Below are 12,982 nucleotides of genomic sequence, written 5' to 3'. Positions count from 1 at the left end.
AATTTAATAATTCACAAAAAATAACCATATATGGAAGCCATTGCTACCGATTTCGGAATAAAAGAAGCTTTAAATCAGTTAGGTGTTAAAGATTTAAATGAAGGAACTTCAACTGGATCTAATAATTTTTCAAATGGAGATATCATTGAAAGTTATTCACCAGTAGATGGTCAATTAATTGGTAAAGTAAAAACGACAACACGAGCAGATTACGATAAAGTAATGGATACTGCAACTAAAGCTTTTTTATCTTGGAGAGATAAGCCAGCACCTCAACGTGGCGAAATAGTGCGTCAGTTTGGTAACAAATTAAGAGAGTTAAAAGAACCTCTAGGGAAACTAGTCTCATACGAAATGGGTAAGTCTTTACAAGAAGGTTATGGAGAAGTGCAAGAAATGATTGATATCTGTGATTTTGCTGTAGGTCTTTCTAGACAATTAAACGGACAAACAATTCCGTCGGAACGCCCAGGTCACGTAATGAGAGAGCAGTGGCATCCAATTGGTGTAGTTGGAATTATCTCTGCGTTTAATTTCCCAGTAGCCGTTTGGGCTTGGAATACCGCTTTAGCTTGGATTTGTGGTGATGTTTGTGTTTGGAAAGGTTCTGAAAAAGCACCTTTATGTTCTATAGCTTGTCAAAATATTATTGCAGATGTTTTAAAAGTAAATGATTTACCAGAAGGTATTTCTTGTATTATCAATGGTGATTATAAAGTAGGTGAAATGATGACGACAGACCACAGAATTCCTTTAGTTTCTGCTACAGGTTCTACACGTATGGGACGCATCGTTGGCGCTACAGTTGCTGAACGTTTTGGGAAATCCTTATTAGAATTAGGTGGTAATAATGCGATTATAATTACACCATCTGCGGATTTAAAAGTTGTAGTTCCTGGTGCTGTATTTGGTGCTGTTGGTACTTGTGGTCAACGTTGTACATCTACAAGACGATTAATAATTCACGAATCAGTTTACGATAAAGTAAGAGATGCTATTGTTGGTGCCTATGGTCAATTAACAATCGGAAATCCATTAGATGAAAAAAATCATATCGGTCCATTAATTGATAAAGATGCTGTAAACACCTATCTAGCAGCTATAGAATCCGCAAAATCTGAAGGTGGAAACGTATTAGTTGAAGGTGGAGTTTTAGAAGGTGAAGGCTATGAATCTGGATGCTATGTAAAACCAGCTATTATTGAAGCTGAGAATCATTTTAAAATCGTACAGCACGAAACTTTTGCTCCGATTTTATATCTAATGAAATATTCGGGTGAGGTAGAAAATGCAATTGCTAAACAGAATGGCGTTGCGCAAGGCTTATCATCTGCAATTATGACAAATGAAATGAAAGAGGCAGAAAAATTCTTATCTTATGCTGGTTCTGATTGTGGAATTGCAAATGTAAATATTGGAACTTCTGGTGCTGAGATTGGTGGTGCTTTTGGTGGTGAAAAAGAAACAGGAGGTGGACGAGAGTCAGGTTCTGATGCTTGGAAAGTTTACATGCGAAGACAAACTAATACTATTAACTATTCTGATGAATTGCCCTTAGCACAAGGAATTAAGTTTGATTTGTAAAAATTTAGTATAGCGAAATCCTTTAAAAACATATTGATTCTTGGGTTAGTTGCCGAGCTAATTGTTTTTTTAGTCTCCTATATTTTGCATCCCGAAATAGAAAACGCTTTTAGATATGCAGCCAGATATTCTGGGAGGTTGTCATTAGTGATTTTTCTCTACGGATTTTATTTATACACTTTTTTTCATCCCAAACCACTGTCGGAAAATATACAATCACGAAATAGTATTAAACTTTTTGCGATACTGCATATGATTCATTTCGGCTTTTTAGCGACTAATGTGTATTTAAATGCTATAGAACTAGTACCAATTAAACTCCTTGGTGGTTGTGCTGCATACCTTATGATTATTGTTGCACCTTTTAAACTTCATAAACTTAGTTTTATTAAGCAGTTGATTTATTTCTATTATGTGAGTTTAGTAATGATTTTAACTTATGTTGCTAGAGTTAAAGGAGATTTTGAAGGTGCAGAACCGTTTTGGTTTCACTATTTAAGTTTATCAATCTTAATATTTTGTTGCATTTTCTTTGCATGGAAATTGTGCGTGTCAGAAAAGAAAAATCGCAGAAAATTGACCTAATGAATATCTATCTTTAAAAGTCTATCCCAAAATTGACATTTTTCTCTTTGTGACTTTTTTAATCATTGTGTTTCATATTAATAGCTTAAGATTATTAAAAATTTTAATATCTCATAAGTCTACTAACTAAAAACACTAACTAATGAGTAAAAAAACGTCTTACCTTCTAGGTATTTTATTTACTATCATTATCGGTACTTTGTTGTATTGCTATTTCTGTGACGATTGTCACTGTTTTCCTAATGGGGAAGAAGTAGTAACTGAAGACACAAATAATATAGTAGAACCTGAAGTTATTCCTGCAACACGAAATGCGTTTGCTATTTCTGATGCCGATGGAGACTTCAACATTAAAATTAATGACAACTTTAATTTTAAAACATCGAACTTTTCAATCATAGAGCCAATATCAACTGGTGTAACAGCCGAAGTTGTTAAGCTAAAAGATTATTTACAATTAAATCCTTTAAAGGATATTGATATTACAGGATATTATCGTAATGATGAAACTAATACTTCTGCATATCCAAATCTAGGATTAGCAAGGGCTAATACGGTTAAAAATTATTTGATTTCTCAAGGTATACCATCTAAACAAATTGATACGCATGGACAACTTAACGATGATATAAACCCAGATAATTCTGGAACGCTTTATGGCCCGTTAAAATTTGGAATAGTAACTTTTGAAGATGGTAATACAGATGAAGCCCTTGCTACAGCATGTGATGCTATAAGAAAGAATCCTTTAGTCTTATATTTTAAAACAGGTGAAGCACAAATTAGCCTAACAGCAGAACAACGTCAAATGATTGCAGATATGTCGCGTTGTGTTGATAAACTTGGGGTTAAAATACAAGTTGTTGGTCATACAGATAACACTGGTAATGCTGATGCTAATATGAAACTTGGCCAAGGACGTGCAGATTTTGCTAAAACGTATTTGGTAAGAAATGGAATTTTGAATGACAACGTAGAGGCTAGTTCAAAAGGTCAGACTGAACCTATTGCAGACAATACTACAGAAGAAGGGCGTACAAAAAACAGACGTACCGTAATAACAATTAACTAAAACTTTAAAACATTATAAAATTATGAATTTGTGTATATTAATACCATTACTTGTAGGCACAATATGTGCATTACTTGGTTATTTATTAGGTAGACTTCTTGGTGGAGATAGTAATCATGACGATTGCGATGATAGAGTGGCAAAACTTATAGCTGACTTAGAGGCTTGCAGAAGACATAAAATGAGCTTAGAGGGTGATTTAAAGACTGCGAAAGCGTCTTTAGCGTCTTCTTTAGCTGCGACCTCAATTGTCGCTAGTATTCCATTTGATGGTGCCACAGCAAAATCTGTTTTTGGTAAAAAAATTAAAGAAAATGATTTAACGGTTGTAGAAGGTATTGGACCAAAAATACAACAGTTATTTCATAACCATGAAGTTAAAACTTGGAAAGCATTATCAGAATGTAGTATAGAAAAATGCCAAGATGTATTAACAAGTGGTGGAGACCGTTTTAAAATGCATAAACCTGGTTCTTGGCCAAAACAGGCTAAATTGGCTTACGAAGGACGTTGGTCAGATTTATTAAAATGGCAAGATGAGCTTGATGGTGGTAAATAATTTATTGCACAATTAATGAATAAAAAAGCCTCTATTTAAGAGGCTTTTTTTAATTTCTTAGCTACTACTATCTAAAATAAAAAAAGAACATAATTTTTGTATTTTAACGCAATCTGTAGAGAATAACTTTTCAATATTAAACGTTTTCTCTAGATTAGAGTCTAAGAGTTATGAACCAAAAAGAACTACAACATTTATATTGGCGCGCCGGATTTGGAATACATTCAGCACAACAAAGACCTATTAATAAAACTAGAAAAAATGTTGTTAAGGACCTTTTTAAAGCTTCCGAGACGATAGATTCGCTTCGTATTGATGTTTCTTATTTTAGTAGTATTACCTACAAAGATTTAAAGGGTAATCCTATTTTAGCTAAAGAGGTTAGAGAACAGAATTCTAAAAAAATAAAAGAACTTAATTATGCATGGATTGATAGATTAGTAACTTCAAAATCTATATTGCGAGAAAGAATGACACTCTTCTGGGCAAATCATTTTGTTTGTAAAGATAATAGTGTTGTATATATCCAGAATTACAATAATACACTCAGAAAGCATGCGTTAGGAGACTTTAGGGCTTTTGTTAAAGCAATCTCTAAAGAAGCTGCTATGTTAAAGTATTTAAATGCTAAACAAAATAGAAAGCAAAGGCCTAATGAAAATTTTGCCAGAGAGCTGATGGAGTTGTTTACATTAGGAGAAGGACACTATTCTGAAACTGATATTAAAGAAAGTGCGAGAGCTTTTACGGGTTATAACCACGATATTAAAGGTGATTTTAAGTTAAGAGAACGCCAACACGATTCTGGGTTAAAAACATTTTTTGGAAAAACAGGAAATTTTAATGGTGATGATATTATAGATATCATTTTAGAAAAAAAAGAATGTGCAAACTTTATTTCTGAAAAAATCTACTGCTATTTTGTAAATCCCAAACCACATAAAGATCATATAGAAGCTATGACTAATGTGTTTTATAAAGATTATAATATTGAAAATCTAATGCGTTATGTTTTTATGTCTGATTGGTTTTACAATACACAAAATATTGGATCAAAAATTAAATCACCAATTGAATTTTTAGTAGGTATGTCTAATGTAGTACCATTTAAATTTGAACGAAAAAAAGACATTCTCAAAATCCAGAAATTATTAGGACAAACACTATTAGATCCACCAAATGTAGCAGGTTGGAAAGGTGGTAAAGGTTGGATAGACGCTAATACAATTATGATAAGGTTAAAGTTACCTTCTGTAATGCTAAACAATGCTATGATTTCATTAAAAGAACATGGTGATTTTAATGATAGTTTTAGGGCTAATTATTTTAAGCGTAATAAGAGTAAACTGCCATTTAAAATATTACCAGATTGGGAAAGCTTTGCAAAGAATTTTAAATCGATAAAGACTGAAGATTTAGCGGATGTAATTATCCAAGGCGCTATTAACAAAGGTACATCAGACTATTTAAAGACATTACACAAAAAGTCAAAACAAGATTATTGTATTCAGTTAATGTCGTTACCAGAATATCAAATATGTTAATTATGGATAGACGAAAATTTTTAAAAGATTCAGCACTAGCGAGTAGTCTATTTTTTGTGCCTAGTTTTGTAAAAGCGTTTGAATCTATTGCTACCGAAAAATTAGGTTATAAGCGATTAGTTATTATTCAGCTAGCAGGTGGTAATGATGGATTAAATACTATTATTCCTCACAACAACGATTTGTATTATAAAGCAAGACCAAGATTAGCTGTTACAAAAGATATTATTAAACTTAATGATGATTTAGGTTTTCATCCAAGTCTAGCTCCTTTACGAAGTTTGTTTGATAATGGGGAGCTTTCTATCATCAATAACGTAGGTTATCCTAATCCTGTACGATCTCATTTTAGATCTATGGATATTTGGCAAACCGCTAGTGGCTCGGACGAATACCTACAAAGCGGTTGGTTAGGACGCTACTTAGATACGCATGGTAAGAAGCCATATAACGCCATTGAAATGGATGAGCAATTGAGCTTAGCTATGAAAGGTGAGCGTTTTAATGGAATTGCTACAAATGATTATAAGGTATTATATAACACCTCGAAAGATCCGTACTTTAAAAATGTAATAAATCATCATAATGATGCACATTTAAGCGAGCATAATTTGAGGTATTTGTATCAAACAATGATCGAAGCAAAATCTTCTGCAAAATATATTTATGATACAACAAAGGTAAAATTGTCGCAACAAGAATATCCACAGAATAAATTTGCAAAACAACTTAAAAACGTAGCTCAGTTTATCAATTCTGGTTTAGAAACCAAGGTTTTTTACACCTCATTGAATGGTTTTGATACACATGCAAATCAACCAACGAGACAAAAGCGATTATTATCTCAGTACGCAGATAGTGTCTCTGCATTTGTAAAGGATTTAAAGCGAAATGACACATTTGAGGACACACTTATACTAACCTTTTCTGAATTTGGCAGACGTCTAAAACAAAATGCAGCAAATGGTACCGACCATGGTGCAGCAAATAATGTATTTATTATTGGTAAAAACCTAAAGACAGCAGGCTTCTACAATAATTTAGCGAGCTTAAGTAACCTCGATGATAATGGTGATTTAAAATATGAGATAGATTTTAGATCCGTTTATGCGACAGTATTAAAAAACTGGATGGGAGTTTCTACAGAAGGTATAATCGCCTCCAATCCAAAACTATTAAACTTTATATAAAATAAACAAACCTTGTTTCAAATAGGGCTTTTCAGCCTGTCGAAACAAGGTTATGTAATTGATTAATAGCACTTCAAAGATGCATATAAATTCCTTTTACAATTTAATTTTTTGATGAATGGTTAAAAAAAATGTATAATCGGTAGTATCTAAGAGGGTCCTTCGATGAGTTGCTAAAAATACAGATGAAACTCTTAGCAAATCTTACAAACTAACTATACTTCACTTTTCTTAAAATCCTAATAGTCTCTTTATAAGACCTATATAGTTTAGAACTATACTTTTTAAGGTAAGGCTTTACGTACTCTAATTTTGGTAGTGCATCACCAAAACCATTAAGATAGCAAATTAAATAGTTGGCGGCTAAATGCTCTAAATCTTTAATTTCGTAATCGGCTAAGGAAAGCCCTTTTTCAAGTTTTTCAAGAATGGCATTATTACTATTATAGATATGATGTAAATCTCTTTTATTAAATTGTGGAGGTTCAAAAATTAAATTTGTTTCAATAGAATAATTCGCATTATTATCAAAGTGAATGGTCTTTTCTTCTAACTTATAATATTTATAAGATTTTTGCAGCCCAAGCCTAACGTATTCAACAATTTTGAAGGAATTATTATCAAAGAAAATAGAAACTTCATCTAAGGCTGAATAAAATATTCGTACTTGTTCATTAATTAATTCAATATCTACTCTAGAGTAAAAAATTTCATCTTTCACTTGTTTTTTATCACCAGACCAGCACAGTACAAAGTATTCCTTAAATACTTTATATTGCGGATTAAAATCTTTACGCTTATTCATAAAATCAAATACACCATCGAGTGTTAATTGTATATTATTTTGCGCATGATTTTCTATAGCAGATACAATTTTAGAATTGACGTCTTTAATGGCTATATCAAATACTTTAGGCATGCTCATACTTCCATCTCTAAAGAAGACAGAACCGCCATAATACTTCCAGATATTTTTTCTTAAAGAGGTAATATCATCTATAGGTCTAATGGTTACAAGGCCTACCACTTTATCATCTGCTAAGTGTGGAAAAGGTATGTTTTCGTATTGTACAATAGGCGGATTAGTTAAATACGCATTAATAAGGTTTTGAATTTTACTATCATCAAAAAAATCAACACCTATAATTTTATTGTCTTCATCCTCAACACCTATAACGATGTAAGAGTTGTTTTTAGGATTACTATTAGAGAGTGCACAAATGTGTTTTAGAAACTTGGCTTTACCTTCCTTAAAACCGATATCGATTTTTCGTTTTTTGTCATAGAAACTATTCTCATCATTATGAGCTAGTAAGTTTTTAATTAAAAGACGCTTGTTAATCAAGTTATATTTTCTATTACTATTTGTTTATAGTTGTTCAATTTCTTTTTTTAAATTTTCCCTTGCTTGCTTTTCATATTTAGCTTTAAAAGCCTCTGTAAAGAATAAAGTGTCTCTTTTTAAAAAATGATAAAGCACTTTTTTTCTTACAGGATTATACATAAAATTGGGATAGACTTTATACTCTTTTCTAATATCGCTAATGTATTTTTCGTAAATCAACCAATCCGTTCCTAAAATAGATAAATCTAAATCTAAAAGGTAAGCATTATCGTTATTTTCATTTAAAATAAGTTTATGATTTTTTGTAGAAATAATCAATTTTTGAACCTTTTCTAATCTATTTTCATCTAATTTTGACGATTGTAATCGTTTTTTAGCCAAAATAGTACTTTTGTCTTCGTTATCTTTTTTTGTGGATTTGTAAATTATATCGTGGTACCAAATCGCAAATTTCAGAGTGTCTAAATCTAAAATATCATCTTTATAATCGTTTAATTGACTAAACATATTTTGAAGATGATACAGATTATGATAGTGTCTATTTTTACCTGTATATTCAGTTTTTATTTCTTCCCAATAAGATTCGATTTGAGTTTGGTCTTCAAAATACTTTGAAGATAAATTTGTCCATTGAGATTTTAGTTGAGGTACCATTAGGATTTTTTAACAATGGTAGAACTAGCCTGTGCGGTGCAAAACATTAATACATCTGCAATATTTACATGAGCTGGTCTAGAAATTGCAAAATAGATAACATCAGCTACATCTTCGGCTTGTAAAGCTTTATAGCCTTTATATACAGTATTTGCAGCAGGATCACCTTTAAACCGTACTTCGGAAAATTCAGTTTCTACCAAACCAGGATTTATTGCACCAACTTTAATTCCGTAGGGATTGAGGTCAATACGCATACCTTCGGTTATAGCTAAAACAGCATGTTTACTTCCACAATAGACATTGCCATTAGGATAAACTTCTTTACCTGCCGAGGAACCAATGTTAATAATATGACCAGATTTACGCTCCGTCATATTCGGAATTATAGCTTTGCTAACATAAAGTAATCCTTTTACATTGATATCCATCATAGCATCCCAATCGTCTAAATCACCTGTTTGTATAGGATCTAAACCGTGCGCATTACCAGCGTTATTAATGAGAATATCTATATTTTGAAATTCTTTTGGTAATGACGTTATAGCTTCAAACGTTTTTTCTCTATCACGTACGTCAAAATTTAAGGTGTATACATCAGTTTGTTTTGATAATTCTTTTTCTATACTATCCAAACGTTCTTGTCGTCGTCCACAAAGTATTAGATTAATACCATGTTTGGCAAATTCATGAGCAGTTGCTCTGCCAATACCACTTGTTGCGCCTGTTATTAATGCTGTTTTTTTCATATTTTCTTCCTGTGAAGGCAAGATTTTTTTAATTAATAATTTAATTTCAATTGCTAGCAAATACTATAAAAAAGACTATGGTACTTTATGTCCTTGACTAGCAACTAATATTAAAAACCAATCCTCAAGGTCAAGGTCAATTTTAGAAGCTTCCATTGCTAAGCTTAATCTTTTTTTATTCGTTGTGCCAACTACGGGTTGAATGCCAGATGGATGTTTTAAAATCCAAGCCAGTAATAATTGATCTTCAGTCGCATTATATTTATCTGCTAATACACCCAATTGTTTGTGTATGCGTCTAGTTTGCTCATTATCTTCTCTAAAAACAGAACCTAAAGGAGACCAAGCCATTGGTTTTATGCCAGTCGTTGTCATATAATCTAGAGTACCATTATGCATAGCTGAGTGTTCAGTTAGAGAAAACTCTATTTGGTTTACATCAATATCCATACGTAAACCAACCATATCCATTTGAGAAGGTGTGAAATTAGAGACACCAAAATCCTTAATTTTTCCGGCTTTTTTTAGAATAGTGATGGCTTCTGCAATCTCTTCCGCAACCATTAATGGACTGGGTCTGTGCAGCAAGAACAAATCTAAATAGTCTGTATTGAGATTTTTTAATGATTCTTCCGCAGACCAAATGATATAATCTTTTCTGTAATTATAGTGTTTTACAGTATTATCTCGATTTTCGCAAACATATTGAATACCACACTTAGATATTAATTGTATGTCTTCACGTTTAATACTAGAATCTATAAAGGCGTTACCAAAATCACTTTCGGTAGTATAAGCACCATAAATATCAGCATGGTCAAAGGTGGTAATATTGTTGGCAATACAATGGTGCATTAAATCAGCCATTTCTTTTTTTGAGAGCTGTTTGCCCCAACTTCCCCAGGTCATAGTACCTGCAATTAATCGAGAATATGTCACTTTTTTTTCTGTTTATATGGGTTTTATTGCAATTGGTGTATAAAAATACTCAAAACCTGAGTATTACAGTATCATTGACTTGTAATTATTCCATATCCCAAATCATGAAAAATTTACAACCTATAAAATCACTTCTATTCGTTTTGTTATGTTCAGTTTGCATAACAAGTTGTACTAAGGACGATATTAATGTCGATACGACAAGTATTAGCGTCAACTTAAAGAGTACAATAGGTCGGCTCGATAAAGTTTATATGAATATTATAGACGTACAACTCAAAATAAAAGAGACTAGTAATGCCGAAGATTGGTTGAGTTTAAATATGATTAATCAAGGCACACATGACGTTTCAAATCTTAGTGAAGATTCTCCGTTATTGTTAGTAGATAATCTTGAAATAGAGGCCTCTTACATTTATGAAATTAGATTGGTCTTAGGCGAAAATAATTTTATAGACATAAATAATATTTTGCACAGTTTAGAAACTTCAAGTTTAGGCAATGCTACACCTTCTAATATTATAAACACAGAGCTCAGTTCAAAACGACGTTACGATATTGTGATTGATGTAGATATTGACGAATCTGTTAGCTTTAATGAACAAGAAAATATGATGGTTTTAAATCCAAAACTATATACGGCAATACGACAAATTGAGTATTAATTATCCTAATCCACAGTTAATTAAAATTAAAGAGTGATACTAGGGTATTACTCTTTTTTGTTTTTTAAATAAACATCTAAACGTAATGTTGTATCCGTATATTTGTAAATAAACAAGATTTTTACATATGAAGTATTTTAAACAAATTATTATAGTTGCATTCCTAGTTTTTGTCTGCTCTTGTAGTAATTCAGAAAATTCTAATAATGACGGTAAAGCAACACTATCGATAAAATTAGTTGATGAGCCAGGTGATTATGAACACGTCTATGTAGAGGTAATAGATGTAATGGTGAAGTATCAAAATGATACAGATTCTGACGATGATGAGAATGGATGGGAATCAATTGGAATCATCAATCCAGGAGTATACGATCTTTTAGAGTTAACTGGTGGAGTAAGTTTACAGCTTATCGATAACGAGGAGGTGGATACAGGTTTATTAAAGCAAATTAGATTGGTCCTAGGAGATGATAATTCAGTTGTTTTAGAAGGCGAAGATGTTCCTAGATCTTTAAATACACCAAGCGCACAACAATCAGGTTTAAAAATAATGGTTAACCAAGAAATTAATTCTGGATTTAATTACGATTTTATTCTAGACTTTGATGCTGATGAATCAATTGTTATGGCTGGTAATTCTGGAAATATTAATTTGAAGCCTGTTTTAAGAGCCAGTTTAGAGATTAATTCAGGAAGTCTTTCAGGTACAATTTTACCTGCGGATGTTGTCGTTGAAGTAGAGGCAACAAACGGTGAATTTACAGCAGCTACAATTACAGATAATTCAGGAAATTTTCAAATAGAAGGCTTATCGCCAGGTATCTATACGATAACCATTACTCCAGATGATGATTCTATGCTGAATTCTGTTATAATTGAAAACGTTGAAATTGTAGTCGGTGAAATCACAATTCTAGATACAATTACTTTGGAATAAAATTTATATAAGATTTAGACAATAGCGCATAATTATTAAAATTTTGCGCTATTTTTTTAACCAATTGTTAACAGCAAAGAACAAATAATTTTAACATTTTGCAGGTTCGAAATTATTACTAATTAAACTTTCGTTGACAAACCCTTAAACACATGGAAGAAACGAGTACGATTGATATCAAATCAATTAATGAAAAGATAGAAAGAGAAAGTGCATTTGTGGATCTACTAACCTTAGAAATGAACAAGGTTATTGTGGGTCAAAAACACATGATAGAACGCTTGTTAATAGGTCTGCTTGGTCAAGGACATATCCTTTTAGAAGGAGTGCCAGGATTGGCGAAGACTTTAGCCATTAATACATTGTCTAAAGCAATAGATGCCAGTTTTAGTAGAATACAATTTACTCCAGATTTATTACCAGCCGATGTTGTAGGTACTTTAATCTTTAATATCAAGGAAAATGACTTTACAATAAAGAAAGGGCCAATTTTCGCAAATTTTGTTTTAGCAGATGAGATAAATAGAGCACCAGCAAAAGTGCAATCAGCATTGCTTGAAGCTATGCAAGAAAAACAAGTTACCATTGGTGACGAAACTTTTATCTTAGATAAGCCATTTTTAGTAATGGCAACTCAAAATCCTGTAGAGCAAGAAGGAACATATCCATTGCCAGAAGCACAAGTGGATCGTTTTATGCTAAAAACAGTGATCGACTACCCAACAATAGCAGACGAACAGCAAATAGTAAGAGCTAATTTAAAAGGATCTTACGATAAGGTAAATCCTGTGGTATCTGTAGCTCAAATTTTAAGTGCACAAAAGGCGGTTCGTGAAGTATATATGGATGAAAAAATTGAAAAGTATATTCTAGATATTATTTTTGCAACGCGTTATCCAGAGAAATATAAATTGGGTGACCTTAAACCTTTAATTTCATTTGGAGCGTCACCTCGTGGAAGTATTAATTTAGCAACTGCTGCAAAATGTTATGCATTTATAAAGCGAAGAGGTTATGTTATTCCAGAAGATGTGCGTGCAGTAGTGCATGACGTATTGCGTCACAGAATAGGAATTACTTATGAAGCTGAGGCCGAAAATGTCACCTCAGAAGATATTGTTAATAAGATTGTAAACGAAATCGAAGTACCATAAAT

13 protein-coding genes are annotated in these 12,982 nt (G+C 32.1%); 9 read left to right on the top strand and 4 right to left on the bottom strand.

The annotated features are described in order from the left end of the window. Positions 1-30 precede the first annotated feature (30 nt). The 6 genes from ACFWU4_RS01185 to ACFWU4_RS01160 all read left to right on the top strand — a co-directional run bounded on the left by ACFWU4_RS01185 (position 31) and on the right by ACFWU4_RS01160 (position 6,534). Positions 31-1,584: an aldehyde dehydrogenase family protein gene (locus ACFWU4_RS01185; protein WP_411124047.1), complete on the top strand. Its 1,554-nt coding sequence runs from the start codon at positions 31-33 to the stop codon at positions 1,582-1,584. Between the two features lie 252 nt (positions 1,585-1,836). Continuing rightward, positions 1,837-2,169: a hypothetical protein gene (locus tag ACFWU4_RS01180; RefSeq protein ID WP_411124045.1), complete on the top strand. Its 333-nt coding sequence runs from the start codon at positions 1,837-1,839 to the stop codon at positions 2,167-2,169. Positions 2,170-2,311: 142 nt separating this feature from the next. Then, positions 2,312-3,241 (top strand): OmpA family protein, encoded by a 930-nt coding sequence (locus tag ACFWU4_RS01175; RefSeq protein WP_411124043.1) that lies wholly within the window; start codon positions 2,312-2,314, stop codon positions 3,239-3,241. 22 nt (positions 3,242-3,263) lie between these two features. Next, positions 3,264-3,800, top strand: coding sequence for a hypothetical protein (locus ACFWU4_RS01170; RefSeq protein ID WP_411124041.1), 537 nt, complete (start codon positions 3,264-3,266; stop codon positions 3,798-3,800). 170 nt (positions 3,801-3,970) lie between these two features. Next, entirely contained in the window at positions 3,971-5,344 is a 1,374-nt protein-coding gene (locus tag ACFWU4_RS01165) for a DUF1800 family protein (RefSeq protein ID WP_411124039.1), read from the top strand. 2 nt (positions 5,345-5,346) lie between these two features. Next, positions 5,347-6,534 (top strand): DUF1501 domain-containing protein, encoded by a 1,188-nt coding sequence (locus ACFWU4_RS01160; protein ID WP_411124037.1) that lies wholly within the window; start codon positions 5,347-5,349, stop codon positions 6,532-6,534. Between the two features lie 211 nt (positions 6,535-6,745). On the opposite strand, the gene ACFWU4_RS01155 is transcribed toward ACFWU4_RS01160, so the two are convergent. The 4 genes from ACFWU4_RS01155 to ACFWU4_RS01140 all read right to left on the bottom strand — a co-directional run bounded on the left by ACFWU4_RS01155 (position 6,746) and on the right by ACFWU4_RS01140 (position 10,221). Continuing rightward, the gene (locus tag ACFWU4_RS01155; protein WP_411124035.1) at positions 6,746-7,879 is read right to left on the bottom strand and encodes an ATP-binding protein; all 1,134 of its coding nucleotides are present in this window, start codon (positions 7,877-7,879) and stop codon (positions 6,746-6,748) included. A 24-nt stretch (positions 7,880-7,903) separates the two neighbouring features. Next, positions 7,904-8,533: a hypothetical protein gene (locus ACFWU4_RS01150; protein WP_411124033.1), complete on the bottom strand. Its 630-nt coding sequence runs from the start codon at positions 8,531-8,533 to the stop codon at positions 7,904-7,906. Continuing rightward, on the bottom strand, positions 8,533-9,282 hold the full coding sequence (locus tag ACFWU4_RS01145) for an SDR family NAD(P)-dependent oxidoreductase (RefSeq protein WP_411124031.1): 750 nt from the start codon (positions 9,280-9,282) through the stop codon (positions 8,533-8,535). Before ACFWU4_RS01145 ends, ACFWU4_RS01150 begins: the two co-directional genes overlap by 1 nt. Before the next feature lie 75 nt (positions 9,283-9,357). Then, positions 9,358-10,221, bottom strand: coding sequence for an aldo/keto reductase family oxidoreductase (locus tag ACFWU4_RS01140; protein WP_411124029.1), 864 nt, complete (start codon positions 10,219-10,221; stop codon positions 9,358-9,360). Positions 10,222-10,325: 104 nt separating this feature from the next. Here ACFWU4_RS01140 and ACFWU4_RS01135 point away from each other — a divergent pair, with 104 nt between their 5' ends. The 3 genes from ACFWU4_RS01135 (at position 10,326) to ACFWU4_RS01125 (ending at position 12,980) form a co-directional block, all read left to right on the top strand. Further along, the gene (locus ACFWU4_RS01135; RefSeq protein ID WP_411124027.1) at positions 10,326-10,886 is read left to right on the top strand and encodes a DUF4382 domain-containing protein; all 561 of its coding nucleotides are present in this window, start codon (positions 10,326-10,328) and stop codon (positions 10,884-10,886) included. A gap of 127 nt (positions 10,887-11,013) precedes the next feature. After that, positions 11,014-11,826 carry a DUF4382 domain-containing protein gene (locus tag ACFWU4_RS01130; protein WP_411124025.1) on the top strand — a complete coding sequence of 271 codons (813 nt, stop codon included), beginning with the start codon at positions 11,014-11,016 and terminating at the stop codon, positions 11,824-11,826. Between the two features lie 152 nt (positions 11,827-11,978). After that, positions 11,979-12,980, top strand: coding sequence for an AAA family ATPase (locus ACFWU4_RS01125; protein ID WP_411124023.1), 1,002 nt, complete (start codon positions 11,979-11,981; stop codon positions 12,978-12,980). The last annotated feature ends 2 nt before the right edge of the window (positions 12,981-12,982 follow it).

The sequence above is a fragment of the Winogradskyella sp. PE311 genome (assembly GCF_046545555.1).
Classification (GTDB): Bacteria; Bacteroidota; Bacteroidia; order Flavobacteriales; family Flavobacteriaceae; genus Winogradskyella.
The sequence above is the reverse complement of the archived record's forward strand: the minus strand, read 5'-3'. Positions and strand labels throughout refer to the sequence as shown.